Origin of the sequence: Humidesulfovibrio sp. (genome assembly GCF_030689645.1) — a bacterium.
Classification (GTDB): Bacteria; Desulfobacterota; Desulfovibrionia; order Desulfovibrionales; family Desulfovibrionaceae; genus Humidesulfovibrio.
The window spans coordinates 135,793-155,773 of record NZ_JAUYFU010000048.1 but is presented as its reverse complement, the minus strand read 5'-3'; the positions used below and the strand labels follow the sequence as shown (position 1 = coordinate 155,773).

The following is a 19,981-nucleotide window of genomic DNA, read 5'->3' as shown; positions in this document are numbered from 1 at the left end:
TGGGTCAGACCTCCTCAAGGCTGGCGCGCAGGGGGTATCCCGCAGCTTTGGCCATGGTATGGACTGTGTCAACTTTTGTTTCAGCCACCTCGGCGGTGAACACGCCGCACATGCCCAGCCCCTGCTTGTGCACGGCCAGCATGATGCGCATGGCCTCGGGCTCGGCCTTGTGGAACACGCGCTTGAGCACGTCCACCACGAACTCCATGGTTGTGTAGTCGTCGTTATGGAGCAGAACCTTGAATCTCCTCGGTTCCCGGGTTTCGCTGGCGTAATCCAGGCCCGGCGACTGGCGAGTGTCCGTGTTGCCGCTCATGCTTTTCCGTTCCGATTTGATGATGTTCTCTTCATATCGCACATGGTAGACATTCACCGAGTTTTGTCGAGGGGGGATAGTGCTCAGTCTGTAGTCATGCGGGACAAAACAAGGGCTTTGTCCGTGTCGTTGAAGACGAAAGACTCGTCTACAGACAGGCCCTGGGCGGTGCGGTGTTGGCGGTTCAGATCGTGGTAGGTGGCCTTGGATGCTGCACTTTGCGGCAGGCTTAGGGCGGCGGCGCAAGCTTGTATGTCCGCCTCGTCGCCTTCGATCTCTGCAAAGCACCCGAAGGGCAGGGTGTCCAGGCAAACCTCACATCCAAGCAGCGACCATTCCTCGCGCACCTTCTCGTAGCAGAGCGCAGGCAGGTAGCCTAGTCCTGCAAGGATCTCACGCATGGCTGGCGCGTCCAGCACTTCGGTCTCGGATTCCTCGTAGACCTTGGCCAGATTGGAGGTTTGGGCCGAGGCGGTCTTGAGGGTGAGCACGAAGCGGCTGTTCTTTTCGCGCAGGCGCAGCAAGGTGCCTTGGGCCTTGAGCGTTCTTGCCGCATCGTCGTAAACGACATTGGACTCAAACCCGTAGCTCAGGCGTTGCGCGCCAAGCTCGACAAGCCGAAGGCGCAGGGCATCGTGGTCTACGTTGAGGAACTTGATCTCTGTTTCCAACGCCATTTTCCGCTTTTCTCCTTTGGGCCATGCTGCTAGGGTCTTGTGGCGTCCGATGGCGCTTGCGGGGATAGTGCATGCTCCAGAAATATATGTTTCTTGGTCTTGCCGGGGCCGCCGGTACCCTTACCCGGTTCTGGGTCAGCGGTTTCGCGCAACGCCTTGCGAGCGAAGGTTTTCCCTTGGGGAATTTCCTGGTGAATTTAAGCGGGTGCCTGTTTTTTGGCCTGGTGTACGCCCTTGTGGAAAGTCGCAGCGGCCTGCCCGGAGATATGCGTCTCTATGCGCTCACAGGGTTCATGGGCGCTTACACGACTTTCTCTACTTACATGTTCGAGTCTGTGGCGCTCATGCAGAACGGGCTGTGGCTGGCGGCTTCGGTGAACCTCGTTGGGCAGACCGTGCTGGGATTGGCCTGTGTCCTCGCCGGTTTGGCTCTCGGGCGACTATTTTAGATCAAAACCGCAATGGCTACAAGGTGGCTCTCCCACTTTGCCATTGCTATTATCCAGCCGCCGCCTCGGTTTCAACTATTGGCCGGTGTTGGCCCAAGTCATAGAACCCGCGCAGGGCGATGCCAAGATCAAAGTGCGGAATGCGCTCAAAGTGTATGAATCCGATGCTCTTGCCCTCGCTTATGTCGGACAGGGCCATGAGCCCGATGGGCACAGGGAAGGGGATGGGTGTTGAGAAGATGCCAGAAAGCCGATTGGCGTAGTGCTCATTCAAATAGCAGATGATTTTGTCGCGTTCTTCCTCGCTAAGGGATTCCAGCACGACCCTGCGGCTTCCACAAGCTTCCGGGGCCTCGCTCATGCCGGGGGCGGCAAGAAGTTTGTCCCAGTCGATTGCTTCTTCTTCCTCAGGGTCCCAGATGTGCCGAAACAGATGCACTTCAACATCGCGGCGTCCTTTGAAGCTTTTTATGGTCATGGACAGGGCATAGGCCCGATCAATGGGTAAAGACTGTTCAGGCGCGATGATATTGATTTCCACAGCTGGCCTCCGGCGTTTTTTGTATACGCCAATGTAGTCTGTTCGTCCGCCCTGCACAAGGGGCATGGGCGCTCAAGGAACGGGTATCATGTCCAAAGCATTTGAACTTGTCAGCGATTTCGTGCCCCAGGGCGACCAACCTCAGGCCATCGCAGAGCTTGAAGCCAACGTTAAAGCTGGCGTGCGCGACCAGGTGCTTCTGGGCGTCACCGGCTCGGGCAAAACATTCACCGTGGCCAATCTTGTGGCCCGGCTGAACCGCCCGGCCCTTGTGCTTGCGCCAAACAAGACTCTGGCGGCCCAGCTGTTCAACGAGTTCAAGGGATTGTTCCCGAATAACGCCGTTGAGTATTTTGTTAGTTATTACGACTATTACCAGCCGGAAGCCTACCTGCCGCACTCGGACACCTACATAGAGAAGGACTCGTCCATCAACGACGACATCGACAAACTTCGCCACGCAGCGACCCATGCGCTGCTCACTCGGCGCGACGTGCTCATCGTGGCTTCGGTGTCCTGCATCTATGGTCTTGGATCGCCGGAGTACTACTCCAAGATGATCATCCCCGTTGAGACGGGCCAGCAGATGAGCCTTGAGGCGCTCATCAAACGGCTGGTTGAGGTTCACTACGAGCGCAACGATATGGATTTTCACCGCGGAACCTTCCGAGTGCGCGGCGATGCCCTTGAGCTCATACCGGCCTATGCCCGTGAAAAGGCACTGCGCGTGAGCTTTTTCGGCGACGAAATCGAGAGCATCCAGGAGACCGACCCGCTCACCGGGCAGGTGCTGGCGACCCTGCGCAAGACGGTCATCTATCCCGGCAGCCACTATGTTTCCGACCAGGACAACCTGAAGCGCGCCACCGACGCCATCCGCGACGAACTGCAACTGCGCCTGACCGAGTTTCGCGCCCAAGGCAAACTGGTTGAGGCGCAACGCCTTGAACAGCGCACAATGTTCGACCTGGAGACCATTGAGGAACTGGGCTACTGCAACGGCATCGAAAACTATTCGCGCCACTTGGACGGTCGCACACCAGGCCAGCCTCCGGCCACTCTCATCGATTATTTTCCCGACGATTTCTTGTTCTTTCTCGATGAGAGCCACATCACGATTCCTCAGGTGGGGGGCATGTTCAATGGCGACTTCTCGCGTAAGAGCACCCTCGTGGACTTCGGGTTCCGGCTGCCCAGCGCACTTGACAACCGTCCGCTCAACTTCGAGGAGTTCAAGGGACGGCTTAGCCAGGCGGTGTACATCTCGGCCACGCCTGGTCCCTGGGAACTTGAGCGCAGTCAGGGGCTCGTGGTGGAGCAGGTCATCCGGCCCACCGGCCTGGTGGACCCCGAGATCGAGATTCGCCCTGTATCCGGGCAGGTGGACGACCTGTTGGGGGAGTGCAAGATCCGAATGACGCGCAACGAGCGCGTGCTCGTCACCACCCTCACTAAGCGCATGGCCGAGGATCTCACCGATTACCTGAACCAGATGGGCGTCCGCGCGCGCTACCTGCACTCCGATGTGGAGACGCTTGAGCGTATGGCTATTATCCAGGCCTTGCGCACCGGCGAGTTCGACGTTCTGGTGGGCATCAACCTGCTGCGCGAAGGGCTGGACATCCCAGAGGTGTCCCTTGTGGCCATTCTGGACGCGGACCGGGAGGGGTTTCTGCGCAGCGCCCGCTCCCTTATCCAAACGTTTGGGCGCGCAGCGCGGAATGCTGGTGGGCATGTGCTGCTCTATGCCGACTCAACTACGCCTTCCATGCGTGTGGCACTTGACGAGACGGCCCGTAGACGCGAGAAGCAGCTTCTGTACAATGATGAGCACGGCATCATTCCGCAGACCATCATCAAGGGACTGGACAATCTCCTTGGCGCTCTTGCCGCCCATGTGTCGGTTGGAGGCCAGGACCTGTCGCCAGACGAGCTGTTGCGCGAGCTCGACCCTAAGCGGATCAAGAAAGAAATAGGTGCCTTGGAGCGCGAAATGCGCGAAGCTGCAAAGGAATTGGAGTTTGAACGGGCTGCGACCCTGCGTGACCGAGTGCTCGCGCTGCGTGAACGGCTGCTGCAACTGGGAGAGTAAATGCGTTCACCTTTAAGTATCGCCCGCATACGGGCCATCAGAGACAAATGGGGATCGCTGTTCCAATTTCTGTTGGGCCTGTTTCTCATGTGCATGGTCTTTGCCGCTGGACTGTGTATTTTCATGTTTGTGGAAGGCTGGAGCATCATCGACAGTTTCTACATGATGGTCATCACTCTTTCCACCGTTGGATTTGGTGAGATTCACCCTCTGTCCGAACGCGCTCGGCTTTTGACAGCAATAATCATCGTCCTTGGCGTGGGCAATTTCGCCTACATCGTTGGTTCTTTTTCGCAGATGCTATTAGACGGGCACCTGCAAAATCTATTGTGGAGGCGCAAAGTGCAACGGCGCATAGACAAGCTCGACAATCACTACATCGTCTGTGGCTATGGCCGCATCGGCGGCGTGGTAGTTCAGGAGATTCTCAAGGACAGTTCTGATGTTGTGGTTATTGAGCGTACGCCGGAACTCATCGAAGAACTCAAGCGCGCGGGCATCATGCACCTCACGGGCGACGCCACGGACGACGGCCTTCTGGTGAGTGCGGGCATAAAACGCGCCAAGTCCATCGTCACGGCCCTCACCGATGAGGCGGCCAACGTCTATGTGACGCTCACCGCACGACAGTTGAACCCCAACATAACCATCATCGCCCGGGCCAATAACGCCTCGCACATCACGCGGCTTGAGTTCGCCGGAGCAAACCGGGTCGTGCTCCCGCATCTCATCGGCGGGATGCGCATGGCCCAAACAGTGCTGCGGCCCACAGTAACCGACTTCTTGGATCTGGCCGTGCGCGGCAATATCGACCTTCAGCTTGAGCAGTTGGTCATCAGCCCGGGTTCGACCTTTGTGGGCAAGAACCTAATGGACTCCAACATACGCAAGGATTTTGACCTGATCATCGTGGCCATAAAGCGCGAATCAGGTGAGTTGGTGTTCAACCCAGGCCCCAAGGAGGTGCTTTGCAGCGCAGACACCCTCATCACCCTGGGCAGGCAGAGCTGCCTGCAACGCATCAGCGATTTTTTGTGAGCTGGCAAGTGACCATTTTCGTTGATCCCAGGCAGCGCGTGAATGAGTTGCGCCAACTGCTGGAGCACCACAACCACCGCTATTACGTCCTCGACAGCCCGGAAATTTCCGATGCTGAGTATGACGCGCTGTTCAGGGAGCTTGCCGCCTTGGAGTCGGAGCATCCTGAGTGGGCCGACGCGAACTCTCCCACGCGGCGCGTTGGCGGACAGGTGGCCGAGGGCTTCGCCACGCACCGCCACGCCCTGCCCATGATGAGCCTGGACAACGCCATGAGCCTGGACGAGTGGCGCGAGTTCGCTGAAGTGAAACTGCCTAATGCCTTCCGCGATGCGGTCACCGAGGTCATTCTTGCGGACATCGAGGCAGGCATTGGACGTGCTTTCACCGTCAGCGCTGACAAGAAGAAGGACGAGCGGGGCACCCTGAGCACGGAGCTTCGCAAGATGGTGGCGGAATGTCTGCTGGCCACGACTGCCGTTGGCTGGGATGCCCTCTCGATAAAAGCCGGGCGCTTGGGAGCCTCGCGTTCCCTGCTGCCTTTAGTGCGCATGGGCGGGCCCCTTCGACTGAATGGCCTGGAACGCCTCAAGACCCTGGTTGGCCCGGACGTGCGCGCCGCCTTGAACGAATTTTGGGTCGAGCCCAAGATGGATGGCTTGGCGGGCGAGCTGACATACGAATCCGGCACTTTTGTGGTTGGATCCACGCGCGGTGATGGCGAAATTGGAGAGGACGTGACGGCAAACATGCGCATGGTGCGTAATCTCCGCGGTCACTTGTTCCCATCCGGCCAGGACGTTCCACCGCTGCTTGACGTGCGCGGCGAGGTGGTCATTGGAATCGCGGATTTCGCGGCCTTGAACGAGTCTCAAGAGCGTGCGGGCCTGAAGGCCTTCGCCAATCCGCGAAATGCGGCCGCAGGATCCATTCGCCAACTTGATCCGAACATCGTGGCTGCGCGTCCTTTGCGTTTTCTGGCCTACGGCGTAGGCCGTGTTGCGGACGCGAAAGGAACCCTCGGCTGGACCACGCAGGAGAAGGTCATCAAGGGCATTGCCGCCTTTGGCCTGGCGACTGCGCCAGAGGCCTGCGTATGCCGCTCCGCTGAGGAGGTGGCCCGCTTCTATCTCGACCTCCAAGCCCGTCGCCACGAGTTGCCATTTGAGATCGACGGCGTGGTGGCCAAAGTGAACAATCTGGCCTTGCAGCAACTGCTTGGCCAGACAGCCCGCGCCCCGCGCTGGGCGCTGGCGCTGAAATTTCCGCCCGAGCAGGCCCGCACCACGCTCAAGGCCATCAACATCCAGGTGGGGCGCACGGGCGTGCTTACCCCTGTGGCCGAGTTGGAGCCTGTGCGCGTTGCCGGTGTGGTCGTCTCCAGCGCCACCTTGCACAACTTTAGCCATATCAAGGAACTGGATGTGCGCGTGGGCGATACCGTGCTCATCCAGCGCGCGGGAGACGTTATTCCGCAGGTGGCCGAGGTCGTGCAGGACGCGGAGCACCAGACGCGCGAAGCCTTTGTCTACCCTGATGCATGCCCAGTCTGCGGCAGCGCAGCCGTGGCCGAGGACAAGTTCACTTACTGCCCCAATCACGCCTGCCCGGCTCGTGTGGTGCTGGGCATTGTTCATTTCGTGTCTAAGGCTGGGCTGGCCATGGACGGCGTGGGTGAGAAGTGGATCGAGAAGCTCGTTCAGGCTGGTCTGCTCAAGTCTCCAGCCGATCTGTTCATCTTGACCAAGGCTCAGCTTGAAGGCTTTGAGCGCATGGGCGCCAAAAGCGCGGAGAATTTCGTGTCCTCCGTGGCCGCCGGCGGCGCAGCCGCGACCCTGGCCCGGTTCCTCAGCGCGCTCGGCATAGAGCAGGTGGGCGAGCAGACAGCCAAGGAGCTGGCGCGCCGCTTCGCCAGCATGGACGAACTGCTGGTCGCTGATGAGTTGGAACTCAGGAAGCTTAAAGACGTTGGCCCTAAGGTTGCGGCGAGCATCCGGGCTTTTTTCGCCAACCAGGGCAACAAGGCCATGCTGATGCGATTCAAAGAGCTGGGGCTCTGGCCGCGCGGTGGAGCCGCAGACGGCAACTTGCCCCTTTCGGGTAAAACCTTCGTGTTCACCGGCGGCTTGCCGGGCATGAGCCGCCCTGAGGCTCAGGCCTTGGTGGAAAAGCTGGGAGCTAACTGCTCTGGTTCTGTCTCGCGCAAGGTTGACTTCGTGGTGGCGGGCGAGGAGGCCGGGAGCAAGCTTGCAAAAGCCCGTGATCTGGGCCTGAGCATCTTGGACTTCCCGCAATTTTTGGATATGCTGCGCCAACATGGAATAACTATTCCGTAAAACGGAGGGCTGAATATGGCCAACGATCTCATCACCGACGTCATCATCATGGGCGGCTGCGGCCGCATGGGCTCCACCCTGGTGCGCCTTGCTCAGAGCGACCCTGAATTGAATCTTAAAGCCGTCATCGAGCGCGCGGATAGGCTTTCCGAACTGGAGAACCTGGATTGCCTCGTTTCCGACGATTTGGATGAGGTGCTGCCTCAGTATCCACGCGCAGTGGTGGTGGAGTTCACGTCGCCCGAGGCTACTCTGGACCACGTGAACATATGCAAGCGCCACGGAAACCCCATCGTCATCGGCACCACGGGCATGAAGCCAGAACAGCTTGCCATTGTGGAGGAAGCCGCTACCCGTGTGCCAATTTTGTTCGCTCCAAACATGAGCGTGGGCGTCAACGTGCTCCTGAAGGTTCTGCCCATGCTGGTCCAGATGCTGGGACCGGCCTACGACATGGAGATGATGGAGATCCACCACAACCGCAAGAAGGATTCTCCCAGCGGAACGGCCCTGAAGTTGGCCGAATGTATGGCCCAGGCGCGCGGTTGGGTGTACGACGAGGTCAAGAAGCACTCCCGCGATGGCATCATCGGCGAGCGTCAGGAGAAGGAACTCGGCGTCATGGCTTTGCGCGGCGGCGATGTCGTTGGCGACCATACTGCCTACTTTTTTGGCCCGGGCGAACGTATCGAGGTGACGCACCGCGCGCATTCCCGTGAGAACTTCGCTCAGGGAGCGCTGCGCGCCGCCAAGTGGCTGGTCAAGAGGGAGCCTGAGCGCCTCTTCGGCATCGGCGATACGCTTTAAGGGACTTCACCCTTCTTGAACGTAAAACGCCGGGCCTCCGCAAAGGTCCGGCGTTTTTTTTTACAGCCAGTCAGGGGTCAACTTTGTTCTGAATCCTCGCGCATGACGGCGAAAACGGCTTCAGCCTCCCGCTCGACATTCGCGCAGCTTTGGGACAGGGCCTCGCCGAAGCCAATCCTGGCCGCATCTTCCAGTTCGCGGCAAGCATCGCATAAGCGCTCCATACCCATTGTCGCAGCCGCCCCCTTCAGGGAGTGGGCTTGATAGCGCATCAACTCCAGGTCGCCCTTGGCCACCGCATCGCATAGTGCTGCCAGGCGCTTGGGCTCATCGGCCAGATACATGGCGAAGAGTTCGCGCAAAAGGTCTGGCTTGGTTGCCCGCATGCGCGCAAGCCATTCTGCGTTGATGGGTGGCCGTGTATCTTTCATGGTTAAAACAAGAGGAGCCAGAAGGCTCCTCTTGTAGACTACATTTTGTAAAGCGTTTCGCCGGGCACCATGGCGATGTTGTTCTTTTGCAACAGCTCAATTGCCTGATCCGTGCGGTCGAAGCGAAAGATGATGACTGCGTTTGCTCCGGACTGGTTAACGAACGCGTACATATACTCCACGTTGATTTTGGCGTCGCGCAGCATCTCCAGAATGCTGTTGAGGCCGCCGGGCTTGTCCGTGACCTCCACAGCGACGACGGTGGTGCGCCCAACGGTGAAGCCGCCAGCCTTGAGATTCTCCTTGGCCTTTTCGAAGTCGGAGACGATGAGGCGCAGGATGCCGAAGTCAGAAGTGTCGGCCAGGGAAAGGGCGCGGATGTTCACGCCGGAGTCGGCCAGGATGCGGGTTACCTCGGCCAGGCGACCGGCGCGGTTTTCCAGGAAGATGGAGAGTTGATCGACCTTCATGATTCTCCTCGCTTGGTTTTTTTTGCTCGTGCCCGGTGTGGTTCCAGGCGGGCTATGCCTGGCTCTGGCGCATGTCTATTATGCGCTTGGCCTTGCCTTCACTGCGCTCAATGCTCTTGGGTTCCACCAGCTTGCATCTGGCGGTGACGCCCAGGAATTCCTTGATGTTTTTTTCTATCTTGGATTCGAGGCGTTGTAAATTCTTGATCTGATCCGAGAACACCGCTTCGTCGATCTCCACGCGGACTTCCAACGTGTCGAGGTTGTTGATGCGTCCGACGATGAGCTGGTAGTGCGGGGTGAGGCCATCGGTTTCCAGCAGAATGGTTTCGATCTGCGAGGGGAACACGTTGACGCCGCGAATGATCAGCATGTCGTCGCTGCGGCCGGTGACGCGCTCCATGCGGGCCGTGGTGCGGCCGCAACGGCAAGGCGCGGTGTTCAGGCGGCTGATGTCGCGGGTGCGGTAGCGCAGCAGCGGAATGCCTTCCTTGGTCAGCGTGGTGATGACCAGTTCGCCTTTGTCGCCGGGCTTGAGCTGTTCGCCGGTGTCAGAGTCGATGATCTCGGCCAGGAAATGGTCTTCCTGGATGTGCAGGCCCTTTTTGACCTTGGCGCATTCAATGGCTACGCCGGGGCCCATTATTTCTGACAGACCATAGATGTCGATGGCTGTGATTCCGAGCTTGCTCTCGATTTCGGCGCGCATGGAGTCGGTCCAGGGCTCGGCGCCGAAAATGCCGATTCGCACGGGTAGTTCCTTGATGTCGATGCCCATTTCCTTGGCAGCCTCAAAAAGGTGAAGACTGTAGGATGGGGTGCAGGTGATGACCGTTGCGCCAAAGTCGCGCAGGAGCATTGCCTGTCTGCGTGTTCCGCCGCCGGAAATGGGGATCACTGTTGCGCCAAGCTCTTCGGCCCCGTAGTGAACGCCCAGGCCGCCGGTGAACAGGCCGTACCCGTATGCGTTGTGAATGAAGTCGCCGGTGGTGACGCCAGCCGCCGCCAGACTGCGGGCCACAAGTTGGCCCCAGTTCTTGATGTCGCGCTTGGTATAGCCGACGACCGTGGCCTTGCCGGTGGTGCCGGACGAGGAATGCAGGCGTACGATGTTCTCGCGTGAGACGGCGAAGAGGCCGAAGGGGTAGTGGTTGCGCAGGTCCTGCTTTTCGGTGAAGGGCAGGAGAGTCACATCCGAAAGCTTCTGGATGTGTGTGGGCTTCACGCCAAGTTCATCAAGCTTTTTGCGGTAAAAAGGCACGTTTTCGTACACGCGCGCAACGACATTTTGCAGGCGGCGGAGCTGTAGGGCCTCCAACTCCTCGCGGGGCAAGGTCTCGTGTTCCACGTCAAAAATCATGGCCTGTCCTCCTTACAAGGGCACGCAGGGGGCGAACTGCGTCGGCGTATTCAGGTAAGCGGGCGAACACCCGCAACGGGAAGCCAGGTTTATCTCGTCCATGGCCCAGGATTCGCGTACCGCCCCGCTGAAACCCCACCACGGCCTTGGCTGCTAAAAGCTCGTCCAGAGGGAGAGAGTGTGGCTTCGGGGATGATACAGCATGTAAATTTCTTGCCTGAATCCCCTGTGCCCGTCAAGGAACAGGCGGCATTGGGGTGGGTTGCAGCGCGTTTGTTCGTAAGCGCGCATGGGTTCGTTACTGGTTCAGGATGGGTAGGTTTAAGCGCATTGCGCTCGCGTCCTGTTTTCAGTACAAGCGAAGCCAAGCATCCGCCGCCCATCGCGGCCAGAGGAACCATGAAGAAAAAATCGACCCTTCCCACCACCCCTTCCCTCCCCACTGAGCAGAAGAGCCAGCTCATGGCGGCGAGCCTGTACGAGAAGCAGGGAGAAGACATTGTGGTGCTCGACGTTACCGGAATTTGCCCCATTGCAGAGCACATTATCGTTGTGAGCGCACGCGGACAGCGCCACGCCCAGTCCCTTGCGGACGCTGCTCTGCATTTGGCCAAGGAGAAGAACTTCGTGTCCTTCGGCATGGAGGGCTACGACACCGGCTCCTGGATTCTGGTGGATCTTAACGACATCATCGTCCACGTGTTCCAGGAAGACTTGCGCAAGTTTTACAACATCGAAGGCCTCTGGTCTGAAGGCAAGCGCCTTCCCGTTGCCCTGGGAGCAGGCTCGGAGCCTTCCCTGGAGCAATAATGTCCGTCGCGCCTACGCTGCTGCTTATTCTCGATGGTTTCGGCCTGGCTCCGGCCGGGCTGGGAAACGCCGTATCCATGGCGAAAACCCCGGTCCTTGACGGATTGTTCTCCACTTATCCGCATACGAGCCTGGCCTGTGCTGGCCGGGCCGTGGGCCTGCCGGACGGCTTCATGGGCAATTCGGAAGTGGGGCACATGAACATCGGCGCTGGGCGCATCGTCTACCAAGACATGACGCGCATCGACATCGCCATGGAGGACGGCTCGTTCGCCGCCAACCCTGTGCTGCTTGACCTTTGCGCCAAGGCCAAGGCTTGCGGCGGCCGCCTGCATCTCATGGGGCTGGTGTCCGATGGCGGCGTTCACAGCCATCAGAATCACATCCATGCCCTCGTTGCCTTGGCCAGCAGCCAAGGGGTCAAGGATATCTTCATCCATGCATTTTTGGATGGACGCGACACACCGCCCAAAAGCGGCCTGACCTACGTGCAGGCCCTTGAAGCCAAGCTTGGCGAGATCGGAGCGGGCAGGGTGGCTACCGTCACTGGACGCTACTACGCCATGGACCGCGACAAGCACTACGAGCGCAACGAACTGGCTTACCTCGGCCTGGCCTGTGGGCAGGGCGTGCCGGTGCGCGACGCTGTGAGCGCCATCCAGGCAGCCTATGATTCGGGCGAGACGGACGAGTTCGTGAAGCCGCGCGTTGTGGTGGATGAGGCTGGCGTTCCCCTCGGGCAGATCGGCGACGGCGACGCCTTGTTTTTCTTCAATTTTCGTGCGGATCGCGCTCGTCAGATCTGCCGAGCTTTTTTCGAGCAGAACTTTAAGGAATTTGCGCGTCCTTACTGCCCCAAGCTTTCAGCCTTTGCGACCATGACCCAGTACGAATCCACCTTTCCCTTGCCTGCGGCCTTTGGCCCCCAACCCCTGGATGGATTTCTGGGCCAGGTGGTGAGCGAAAACGGACTTACGCAGCTACGCATCGCAGAGACGGAAAAGTACGCCCACGTGACCTATTTTCTCAACTGCGGCGTTGAAGAAGCACTTCCTGGTGAACAGCGCGTTCTGATCCCCTCGCCACGCGAGGTTCCCACCTACGACCATAAGCCGCAGATGAGCGCCCGCGAGGTCACCGAGGCATTGCTTGAGCGCCGGGCCGAATTCGACCTTTGCGTCTGCAACTTGGCCAATCTGGATATGGTTGGGCACACAGGCATAATCCCGGCTGCCATTGCGGCCTGCGAGACCGTTGATGAGTGCGTCGGCAGGCTCGTGAAGGCTTTTCTGGACGCTGGCGGCCAGGTATTCCTCACGGCTGACCATGGCAATGCTGAGGAAATGCTTGACGCATCTGGCGGCCCGCAGACCGCGCACAGCACTAATCCGGTGCCCCTGTTGCACATCGACGCCAAGGGCGGGCGCAGGCTCAGCCCCGGCAAGTTGGGCGACATCGCGCCCACCATTCTGGCCTCCTGGGGCCTCCACAAATCTGCCGCCATGAGCGGTGAAAGCCTCTTCGCCGACTAGGCGCGGAGCAGGGGAGAGCCATGTCCAAGCCCATTACGCCCGTGCGCCCTGCGGGCATGGAGATTATATTCCTTTATCAGTGCCCCCACTGCGCCCGGGAAGTCACACTCATCGCGCCCACAAGGCCGGCCATGGCTCAGTGCGACGCCTGCCGGAAGAATTTCCCCATCGTGCCTGTGGATGAGCGCGCCTTGCGTTACTATAAGATCATGCTGGCGGGCGGAAAAGCGGCCATCGACCCTGATTTTCTCTAGCTCTTTGTCCTATGAAATTTGCGGCTGCGCATCGAGTGGTGCGCAGCCGATTTTTTTGTTGGAGCAAAGATCCTGTTTAAATGTGCTTAAATATCGATATGTAGACAAACTCTATCATTTATCTAGAGTGGAAGATCCTACGAATCGATCTGCCGGGGAAGCCTGAGAGAAGGTCAGAGGGGTTTGCGACGGGCAAGGAAGAAGCGTTTCAGGAGTGCGCCGCAGTCCTCGGCCATAACGCCCTGGAGGACCCAGGGGCGGTGGTTGGAAAAGGGGAGGTTGGCACCGTTGAGATTTGACACCAGAGCTCCGGCCTTGGGGTCGTGCGCGGCGAAGATTATCCCCGCCACCCGCGCGTGCAGCAGCGCGCCAAGGCACATGATGCAGGGCTCCAAGGTTACTGCCAGGATGCAGCCGCTTAGGCGATGGTTGCCGATTTTGCCACCGGCCTCGCGGAGGCAGAGCACCTCCGCGTGGGCCGTGGGATCATTGAGAGCGATGGACTTGTTGTGGCAGCGCGCCAGCACTGCGCCTTGGGCATCAATGAGCACCGCGCCAACTGGAGCCTCGGACTCCGCCGCGGCCAGACAGGCCTCGTCAAAGGCCAGGGCCATGAGGGAGCGCCAGGTCTGGCCGTTCTCATGTCCAGGCGGCAGGGCTGGCGGGGTTGGCGCGGGGCGCATGGTTTACAGGGCTTTCAGGTAGCGCACCCCGGCTTCCAGTAGGGTCAAGCCCAGTGCCGAGGTTTCGCCGCGTGTCCAGCCTGGGTGGTTGCACGGGTGATTGTAGGCTTCGGGGTGGGGCATGAGACCCAGAATGCGGCCCGTGGGGTCGGTGAGGCCGGCGATGGCGTTGGGCGAACCGTTGGGGTTCAGCGGGTATTCTTGGGTCGGCTGTCCGCTTTCAGGATCCACGTAGCGCAGGGCCACCAAGTTGTTGGCCTCCAGCGCGTCCAGTGTGGCTTGGTCGAGTGGCACGATTTTGCCCTCGCCGTGGCGCACGGGCAAGTACAGGTTGTCCAAGCCTTTGGTGAATACGCACGGGCTGTTGCGGTTTACGCTCAGGTGCACCCAGCGGTCTTCAAAGCGTGCGGAATCGTTGTTGGAAAGTGATACTTGGCGCTCGAAGTATTTCCCTTCCAGGGCGGGTAAAAGACCCAGCTTCACAAGAAGCTGGAACCCGTTGCAAATGCCGAGGATGATGCCGCCAGCCTCAAAGAAGGCGCGCAGCTGGTCTATGACCGGTTCGCCCGTGGCTGTTTTGGCGAAACGCCAGCGTAAAGCCGCGGCCTGGGCCGATCCCAGATCGTCGCCATCAAGAAATCCGCCGGGAAAAATGAGGAAGTTATAACTTTCCATCCGCACATGGCCGGAGGAAATGTCTGAGAAATAGGCGATATCCGCTTCGTCTGCCCCGGATTGCCGGGCTGCGTGTGCGGATTCCTGTTCACAATTGGTGCCGTATCCGGTAAGAACAAGTGCTTTGACGCGGGCCATGATCGTCCTCCTGCGGCGATGGACGCGGGAACCGTTCACAATTCCGGTCCCGCAAACGACAAGAATACGTGTGCAGGCTACAGTCGTCAACACACGGGAAATAGAACCTGAGCAGACTTGAAGGGGTGTTTGCATGAAGACCAAATACATTTTCATCACAGGCGGAGTGCTTTCCTCGCTGGGTAAGGGCCTGGCCGGAGCCTCCATCGGCGCGTTGTTGCAGGCGCGCGGCCTCAAGGTCACCATTCAGAAGCTCGACCCCTACATTAACGTGGACCCCGGCACCATGAACCCCTTCCAGCATGGCGAGGTCTATGTCACCGAGGATGGAGCCGAAACGGACCTGGATCTGGGCCACTACGAGCGCTATCTGAACATCCACATGGGCCAGGGCAACAACTTCACCTCCGGGCGCATCTACGAGAACGTCATCAACAAAGAGCGCCGGGGCGACTACCTGGGCGGCACCGTGCAGGTCATCCCGCACATCACGGACGAGATCAAGCATGCCGTGCTCAACGTTGCCAAGAACGATGAGGACGTCGCACTCATTGAGATCGGCGGCACCGTGGGCGACATCGAGGGCCTGCCATTTCTGGAGGCCATCCGTCAGCTCAAGAACGATCTTGGCAAGGAAAACGTTCTGTATCTCCACCTGACATTGGTGCCTTACATGCGCGCCGCAGGCGAGCTCAAGACCAAGCCCACGCAGCACAGCGTCAAGGAGTTGCGCTCCATCGGCATCCAGCCGGATATTATCCTGTGCCGCTCTGAAGTGCCCCTTCCTGACGAGCTCAAGGCCAAAATCGCTCTGTTCTGCGACGTGGACCGCGACGCCGTGTTCTCCGCCGTCGACGTGAAGAGCATCTATGAGGTGCCCCTGGAGTTCTACCGCGAGGGCGTGGACCAGAAGATCGCCATCCTGCTCAAGCTGCCGGCCAAGAACGCTGAGCTGGACCCCTGGAAGGAGCTGAACCGCCGCATCAACAATCCCAAGGGCAAGGTCAAGGTCGGCATCGTTGGCAAGTATGTGGATCTGAAGGAGGCCTACAAGAGCCTCCACGAAGCCCTTGTTCATGGTGGTGTGGCCAATGAGGTCGCCCTCGAACTTGAGTACGTGAATTCGGAAGAACTCACGCCAAAGAATGTTGAAAAGCGCCTCAAGAATCTTGACGCCATCCTGGTGCCCGGCGGTTTCGGCTCGCGCGGCATCGAGGGCAAGATTTTGTCCATCAAGTACGCCCGCGAGAACAAGGTGCCCTTCTTCGGCATCTGTCTTGGCATGCAGTGCGCGGTCATTGAGTTTTCGCGCCACGTGCTGGGCCTTGAGAAAGCTAATTCCCAGGAGTTCGACGAGTTCACGCCTGATCCGGTCATTTACCTCATGACCGAGTGGTATGACTTCCGCAAAAAGAAGGTCGAGAAGCGCAGCGAGGAATCCAATAAGGGCGGCACAATGCGTCTGGGTTCGTACCCCTGCAAGCTGGTGAAGGACACCAAGGCCATGGAAGCTTACGGCGAGCCCAAGATCGAAGAGCGCCACCGTCATCGCTACGAGTTCAACAAGAAGTACGCCGACGCCTTGCAGAAGGCTGGTCTTGTGCTTTCTGGAACCTCGCCCGACGAGGAGTTGGTGGAGATTGTCGAGTTGCCCGGGCACCCCTGGTTCCTGGGCTGCCAGTTCCATCCGGAGTTCAAGTCCGGCCCCATGCATCCGCATCCGCTGTTCCGGGAGTTCATCGCCGCTGCGGTGAAGTATGCCAAGGGCAAGTAGCATGGCGCAGGACAGCTCAGCCCTTTACGCCAAAAGCCTGACTGGACCCTTCATCCTGGCTGGCCCGTGCGTGCTTGAAAGCCGTCAGCTTGCCCTTGATGTGGCGCGCGAGCTTGCGGTTATCTCCAAGCGCCTTGATCTGCCCATCGTTTTCAAAAGTTCGTTCGACAAAGCCAACAGGACCTCGGTGACAAGTTTCCGGGGTCCTGGGATGGATATGGGGCTGTCCTGGCTTGCGGAGGTGCGTGAAGCCACAGGCCTGCCCATTGTTACCGACATCCACCTGCCGGAGCAGGCCGAGCCCGTGGCCCAGGTGGCCGATGTGCTCCAGATTCCGGCCTTCCTCTGCCGCCAGACCGATCTTTTGGTGGCCGCTGCCGAAACTGGCCGCATCGTCAACGTCAAGAAGGGGCAGTTTGTCGCCCCCTGGGACATGAAAAACGCAACGGAAAAGCTGCGCTCCACAGGCAATGGCCGCTTCTGGCTCACGGAACGCGGCACGAGCTTCGGGTATAACAACCTGGTAGTGGATATGCGCAGCATCCCCATCATGCGCGGCTTCGGCGCGCCGGTGGTGTTCGACGCCACCCATTCCGTGCAACTGCCGGGCGGACAGGGCGGCAGTTCCGGTGGGCAGCGCGAATTCGTCGGGCCCCTGGCCTGCGCAGCCGTTGCGGCAGGCGCCAGCGGCGTGTTTCTGGAGGTCCACCCGGATCCGGACCGCGCCCTGTGCGATGGGCCAAACAGTCTTCCCCTGGCGCAACTTGAAGGGCTTTTAAAGCGGCTTATCGCCATCTGGAGCGTGCCCAGTGCCTGATGATGCACTTCTTGCCCTAGGTTCCGGCGTCAAACTTCTGATCCTGGACGTGGACGGTGTGTTGACGGACGGGGGGCTGTACTACGACCACGAAGGCAATGTTACCAAGCGTTTCAACGTTCAGGACGGCCTTGGAATCAAAATTGCACAATCCTTCGGGCTGGATATCGCCGTCATCACCGGGCTCAAGCATAGGGCGGTGGAACTGCGGGTTCAGGAGCTGGGCATCACGGAGTACCACGCAGGACACGTGGACAAGGTGCCCCTGATGGATGCCATACGTGAAAGACTTGGATTGGAGCGCTCGGAAGTCGCCTACCTTGGCGATGATTGGGTGGATGTGGGCATCATGGGCGCTGTCGGTTTGCCCATGGCTGTGCCCAACGCCCAACCAGAAATTTTCCCCTTGGCCAAATGGGTCTCTCGTTGCCCTGGCGGGCAGGGGGCGGTCCGCGAGGCCATCATGTTCATCCTGCGCTGTCGCGGACAATACGACGCAGCCTGGGAGAAGTGGAGCTGATGAATGCGCAAGCCTCTTGTCACTGTGGTCGTGATTTTTCTGCTCGGCTTGGCCATCGGTCTGGTGGTCAACCAGCAGCGCGCGACCCGCAGCGTCACTGCTGAAAAACCCGCAACCAAGGTCGAGCCTGATGTGCTGGCCGAGGATCTGGAGCTTGTGCAGGGCAGCGATGGCAAGGAATTGTGGCGAATCCGGGCCAAAAGCGCAGAGTACAGTCTGGATCAGCGCATTGTGCAGGTCATTAGGCCGCAACTCTCGGCCTACGTTGGATCTGACCGCGAGGAAGTGTTCATCAAGTCCGACACGGGCGAGGTGAACCAGTCCGGCAACACCATGACCTTGCGCGACAATATCGCAGGACGCTACGGTGATTTCGCCCTCACGTCTGATGTCTTTGATTACATCGGGGCCATGAAAAAGGCATATTTCAAGGGGCGCGTCATCATCAGTCGGCCGGATTTCTCCGTCAACGCAACAACGGTCGAGATCAACCTCGAAACGCGCGAGTTTATAGCAGCGGGCGGAGTGGCAGCGGAACTGGTTCCGTCCAGCCTGAAAACGCTCAATAAGGAGAAGAAGCAGTGAGGCAACGCAGGAAACCGCTTTTCATCACGGCATGTGCAGCCGTGTTCCTGCTCGTGTGCCTGTGTGCGCAGGTTTTTGCAGAAGCGCCCGTCGCTGTGGCCTGGGGCGAGGAGCGAATTGCCGAAAAGGCTGTCAGCGTCCGTCTGAAGCCAGATGCCGCCTCCACCCTTGTGCGAACCCTCAAGGCTGGCGACCACGTGCGCGTTGATTTTCCGCAGGCAAACGGATGGATCGCACTGTTCGATATGACTGAACCCGTGCGCGACGTGAAGCGCGCCATCGGCTACGCCGAGGCGGGCCTGTTCATTCCGGCCAGCCAATATCGTCCTCAGGCCGCCAGTCCTGCTGTCAGGGCCGCTTCCGCATCAGGCGCCAGAGCCGAGACCAAGGGCGAAATCAAGAGCGAGGTCAAGAGCGCGCCCGCATCACAAGGCGGTTCTGCCCCCGCGGGCGCGAAGCAGGAACCCGTGCGCATCACCTCTGACAAAATGGTTTACAGCCAGACTGAGAACGCTGTCGTTTTCCAGGGGAACGTGCATGGCACCCAGGCCGACATGGCCATCTGGGCGGCCAAGGTTACGGCCTATTTCGTCAAGGATCAAAAGGCTCAGCCCAAGCCCGGAGCGGACAAGGGCCCCGGCGATCCCGGCGGCGACAGCAAGATCGACCGCATTGTTGCCGAGGGCGATGTGCGTCTCGTGGCTGGCAAGAACGAGGGCGCTTGCAGCACCCTGACGTATTATGTGGCTGATGGCGTGCTGCGCATGGAAGGGAATCCCATCCTGCGCGAAGGGCAAAACACTGTGCGCGGCGACATCATCAAGTATTACATGAAAGAGAACCGCAGTGAGGTCCTGAGCGGCTCCCAGCGCCGTGTGGAGGCCATATTCTTCTCGCCTAAGGGGGACAAGAAATAATGGCTGAGCTGACCGCCACAAATCTATCCAAGCGCTATGGCGACCGCGAGGTTGTGCGGCACATCAATCTGACCATTCACGACAGCGAGGTTGTGGGCCTTCTTGGACCAAACGGCGCAGGCAAGACCACCACGTTTTACATGCTCGTTGGCGTTGTGAACCCGACCACAGGCAAAGTCGTGCTCGACGGTCAGGACGTGACGGAGATGCCCCTTCATGAGCGCGCCCGTCTGGGGCTTTCATACCTGCCGCAGGAGAGCTCCATTTTTAAGAAGCTCTCGGTGCGCAAGAATCTGGATGTGATTCTGGAGCAGATGCCCATGACTCGCGCCCAGCGCAAGGACCGCGCGGCGGAGTTGCTGGATATGTTCAACATCAGTCGACTTGCAAACCAGCCCGCCATGTTCCTCTCCGGCGGTGAGCGCAGGCGGCTTGAAATCGCCCGTGCGCTCATAGTGAACCCCAAGTTCATCCTTCTCGATGAGCCTTTTGCAGGCATTGATCCCATTGCGGTCATCGATATCCAGGAAATCATCGCCGTGCTCAAAAGGATGGGCATCGGCATTCTCATTTCCGACCACAACGTTCGCGAGACCCTGAACATTTGCGACCGCGCGTACCTGGTGTATGAAGGCATGGTCATTCTCGACGGCAGCCCCACCGAAATCGTGCAGAGCAGCAAGGCCCGCAAGCTGTACCTGGGCGAGTCCTTCAGTCTCTGATCTTCCATTACCTCTCTGATTTCATAGTGTATTGCGT

22 protein-coding genes are annotated in these 19,981 nt (G+C 59.3%); 14 read left to right on the top strand and 8 right to left on the bottom strand.

Translation table 11 applies throughout. The features are described 5' to 3' along the window. Positions 1-4: 4 nt before the first annotated feature. The gene (locus tag Q8O35_RS07555; RefSeq protein ID WP_305572030.1) at positions 5-316 is read right to left on the bottom strand and encodes an ATP-dependent Clp protease adaptor ClpS; all 312 of its coding nucleotides are present in this window, start codon (positions 314-316) and stop codon (positions 5-7) included. Positions 317-399: 83 nt separating this feature from the next. Next, positions 400-993: a class IV adenylate cyclase gene (locus tag Q8O35_RS07550; protein WP_305572029.1), complete on the bottom strand. Its 594-nt coding sequence runs from the start codon at positions 991-993 to the stop codon at positions 400-402. Between the two features lie 71 nt (positions 994-1,064). On the opposite strand from Q8O35_RS07550, the gene Q8O35_RS07545 reads away from it, so the two are divergent. Next, entirely contained in the window at positions 1,065-1,442 is a 378-nt protein-coding gene (locus tag Q8O35_RS07545; protein WP_305572028.1) for a CrcB family protein, read from the top strand. Between the two features lie 49 nt (positions 1,443-1,491). Here Q8O35_RS07545 and Q8O35_RS07540 read toward each other — a convergent pair whose 3' ends face one another. Then, positions 1,492-1,983 (bottom strand): hypothetical protein, encoded by a 492-nt coding sequence (locus Q8O35_RS07540; RefSeq protein WP_305572027.1) that lies wholly within the window; start codon positions 1,981-1,983, stop codon positions 1,492-1,494. A gap of 88 nt (positions 1,984-2,071) precedes the next feature. On the opposite strand from Q8O35_RS07540, the gene uvrB reads away from it, so the two are divergent. The 4 genes from uvrB to dapB are packed head-to-tail and all read left to right on the top strand — an operon-like array spanning position 2,072 to position 8,256. Then, positions 2,072-4,075, top strand: a complete 2,004-nt coding sequence (uvrB, locus tag Q8O35_RS07535; protein WP_305572026.1) for an excinuclease ABC subunit UvrB — start codon at positions 2,072-2,074, stop codon at positions 4,073-4,075. Next, complete coding sequence (locus Q8O35_RS07530) at positions 4,076-5,113, top strand: TrkA family potassium uptake protein (protein ID WP_305572025.1); 1,038 nt, start codon at positions 4,076-4,078, stop codon at positions 5,111-5,113. A gap of 8 nt (positions 5,114-5,121) precedes the next feature. Further along, entirely contained in the window at positions 5,122-7,449 is a 2,328-nt protein-coding gene (gene ligA / locus Q8O35_RS07525; RefSeq protein WP_305572024.1) for an NAD-dependent DNA ligase LigA, read from the top strand. A gap of 15 nt (positions 7,450-7,464) precedes the next feature. Further along, positions 7,465-8,256 (top strand): 4-hydroxy-tetrahydrodipicolinate reductase, encoded by a 792-nt coding sequence (gene dapB / locus Q8O35_RS07520; RefSeq protein WP_305572023.1) that lies wholly within the window; start codon positions 7,465-7,467, stop codon positions 8,254-8,256. 77 nt (positions 8,257-8,333) lie between these two features. Here dapB and Q8O35_RS07515 read toward each other — a convergent pair whose 3' ends face one another. From Q8O35_RS07515 to Q8O35_RS07505, 3 genes are read right to left on the bottom strand one after another with little or no spacing between them, the layout of a single operon-like run. Next, on the bottom strand, positions 8,334-8,687 hold the full coding sequence (locus Q8O35_RS07515) for an Hpt domain-containing protein (protein ID WP_305572022.1): 354 nt from the start codon (positions 8,685-8,687) through the stop codon (positions 8,334-8,336). A gap of 38 nt (positions 8,688-8,725) precedes the next feature. Continuing rightward, positions 8,726-9,157, bottom strand: coding sequence for an ACT domain-containing protein (locus Q8O35_RS07510; protein WP_305572021.1), 432 nt, complete (start codon positions 9,155-9,157; stop codon positions 8,726-8,728). 52 nt (positions 9,158-9,209) lie between these two features. Continuing rightward, a complete protein-coding gene (locus Q8O35_RS07505) occupies positions 9,210-10,517 on the bottom strand; it encodes a phenylacetate--CoA ligase family protein (protein ID WP_305572020.1) in 1,308 nt (435 codons plus the stop codon). Positions 10,518-10,916: 399 nt separating this feature from the next. Between Q8O35_RS07505 and rsfS the strand changes: the two genes are divergently transcribed. Genes rsfS through Q8O35_RS07490 form a run of 3 tightly spaced genes read left to right on the top strand, consistent with a single transcriptional unit; the run spans position 10,917 to position 13,113 of the window. Next, the gene (rsfS, locus tag Q8O35_RS07500) at positions 10,917-11,327 is read left to right on the top strand and encodes a ribosome silencing factor (protein WP_305572019.1); all 411 of its coding nucleotides are present in this window, start codon (positions 10,917-10,919) and stop codon (positions 11,325-11,327) included. Next, on the top strand, positions 11,327-12,859 hold the full coding sequence (gene gpmI, locus Q8O35_RS07495) for a 2,3-bisphosphoglycerate-independent phosphoglycerate mutase (RefSeq protein ID WP_305572018.1): 1,533 nt from the start codon (positions 11,327-11,329) through the stop codon (positions 12,857-12,859). Before rsfS ends, gpmI begins: the two co-directional genes overlap by 1 nt. A gap of 20 nt (positions 12,860-12,879) precedes the next feature. Then, the gene (locus Q8O35_RS07490) at positions 12,880-13,113 is read left to right on the top strand and encodes a hypothetical protein (protein WP_305572017.1); all 234 of its coding nucleotides are present in this window, start codon (positions 12,880-12,882) and stop codon (positions 13,111-13,113) included. Positions 13,114-13,286: 173 nt separating this feature from the next. Here Q8O35_RS07490 and Q8O35_RS07485 read toward each other — a convergent pair whose 3' ends face one another. Together Q8O35_RS07485 and Q8O35_RS07480 are read right to left on the bottom strand one after the other, a co-directional pair. Next, entirely contained in the window at positions 13,287-13,796 is a 510-nt protein-coding gene (locus tag Q8O35_RS07485) for a nucleoside deaminase (protein WP_305572016.1), read from the bottom strand. Between the two features lie 3 nt (positions 13,797-13,799). Beyond that, positions 13,800-14,609, bottom strand: coding sequence for a phosphoribosylformylglycinamidine synthase subunit PurQ (locus tag Q8O35_RS07480; protein WP_305572015.1), 810 nt, complete (start codon positions 14,607-14,609; stop codon positions 13,800-13,802). Between the two features lie 133 nt (positions 14,610-14,742). Here Q8O35_RS07480 and Q8O35_RS07475 point away from each other — a divergent pair, with 133 nt between their 5' ends. Genes Q8O35_RS07475 through lptB form a run of 6 tightly spaced genes read left to right on the top strand, consistent with a single transcriptional unit; the run spans position 14,743 to position 19,944 of the window. Continuing rightward, complete coding sequence (locus Q8O35_RS07475) at positions 14,743-16,383, top strand: CTP synthase (protein ID WP_305572014.1); 1,641 nt, start codon at positions 14,743-14,745, stop codon at positions 16,381-16,383. A gap of 1 nt (position 16,384) precedes the next feature. Continuing rightward, the gene (gene kdsA / locus Q8O35_RS07470) at positions 16,385-17,200 is read left to right on the top strand and encodes a 3-deoxy-8-phosphooctulonate synthase (RefSeq protein ID WP_305572013.1); all 816 of its coding nucleotides are present in this window, start codon (positions 16,385-16,387) and stop codon (positions 17,198-17,200) included. Continuing rightward, positions 17,193-17,720, top strand: coding sequence for an HAD family hydrolase (locus Q8O35_RS07465; protein ID WP_305572012.1), 528 nt, complete (start codon positions 17,193-17,195; stop codon positions 17,718-17,720). The genes kdsA and Q8O35_RS07465 overlap by 8 nt, the downstream gene beginning before the upstream one ends. Before the next feature lie 3 nt (positions 17,721-17,723). Continuing rightward, positions 17,724-18,305, top strand: a complete 582-nt coding sequence (gene lptC / locus Q8O35_RS07460; protein ID WP_305572011.1) for an LPS export ABC transporter periplasmic protein LptC — start codon at positions 17,724-17,726, stop codon at positions 18,303-18,305. Next, positions 18,302-19,222, top strand: coding sequence for an LptA/OstA family protein (locus tag Q8O35_RS07455; RefSeq protein ID WP_305572010.1), 921 nt, complete (start codon positions 18,302-18,304; stop codon positions 19,220-19,222). The genes lptC and Q8O35_RS07455 overlap by 4 nt, the downstream gene beginning before the upstream one ends. Continuing rightward, positions 19,222-19,944 (top strand): LPS export ABC transporter ATP-binding protein, encoded by a 723-nt coding sequence (lptB, locus tag Q8O35_RS07450; RefSeq protein WP_305572009.1) that lies wholly within the window; start codon positions 19,222-19,224, stop codon positions 19,942-19,944. The genes Q8O35_RS07455 and lptB overlap by 1 nt, the downstream gene beginning before the upstream one ends. The last annotated feature ends 37 nt before the right edge of the window (positions 19,945-19,981 follow it).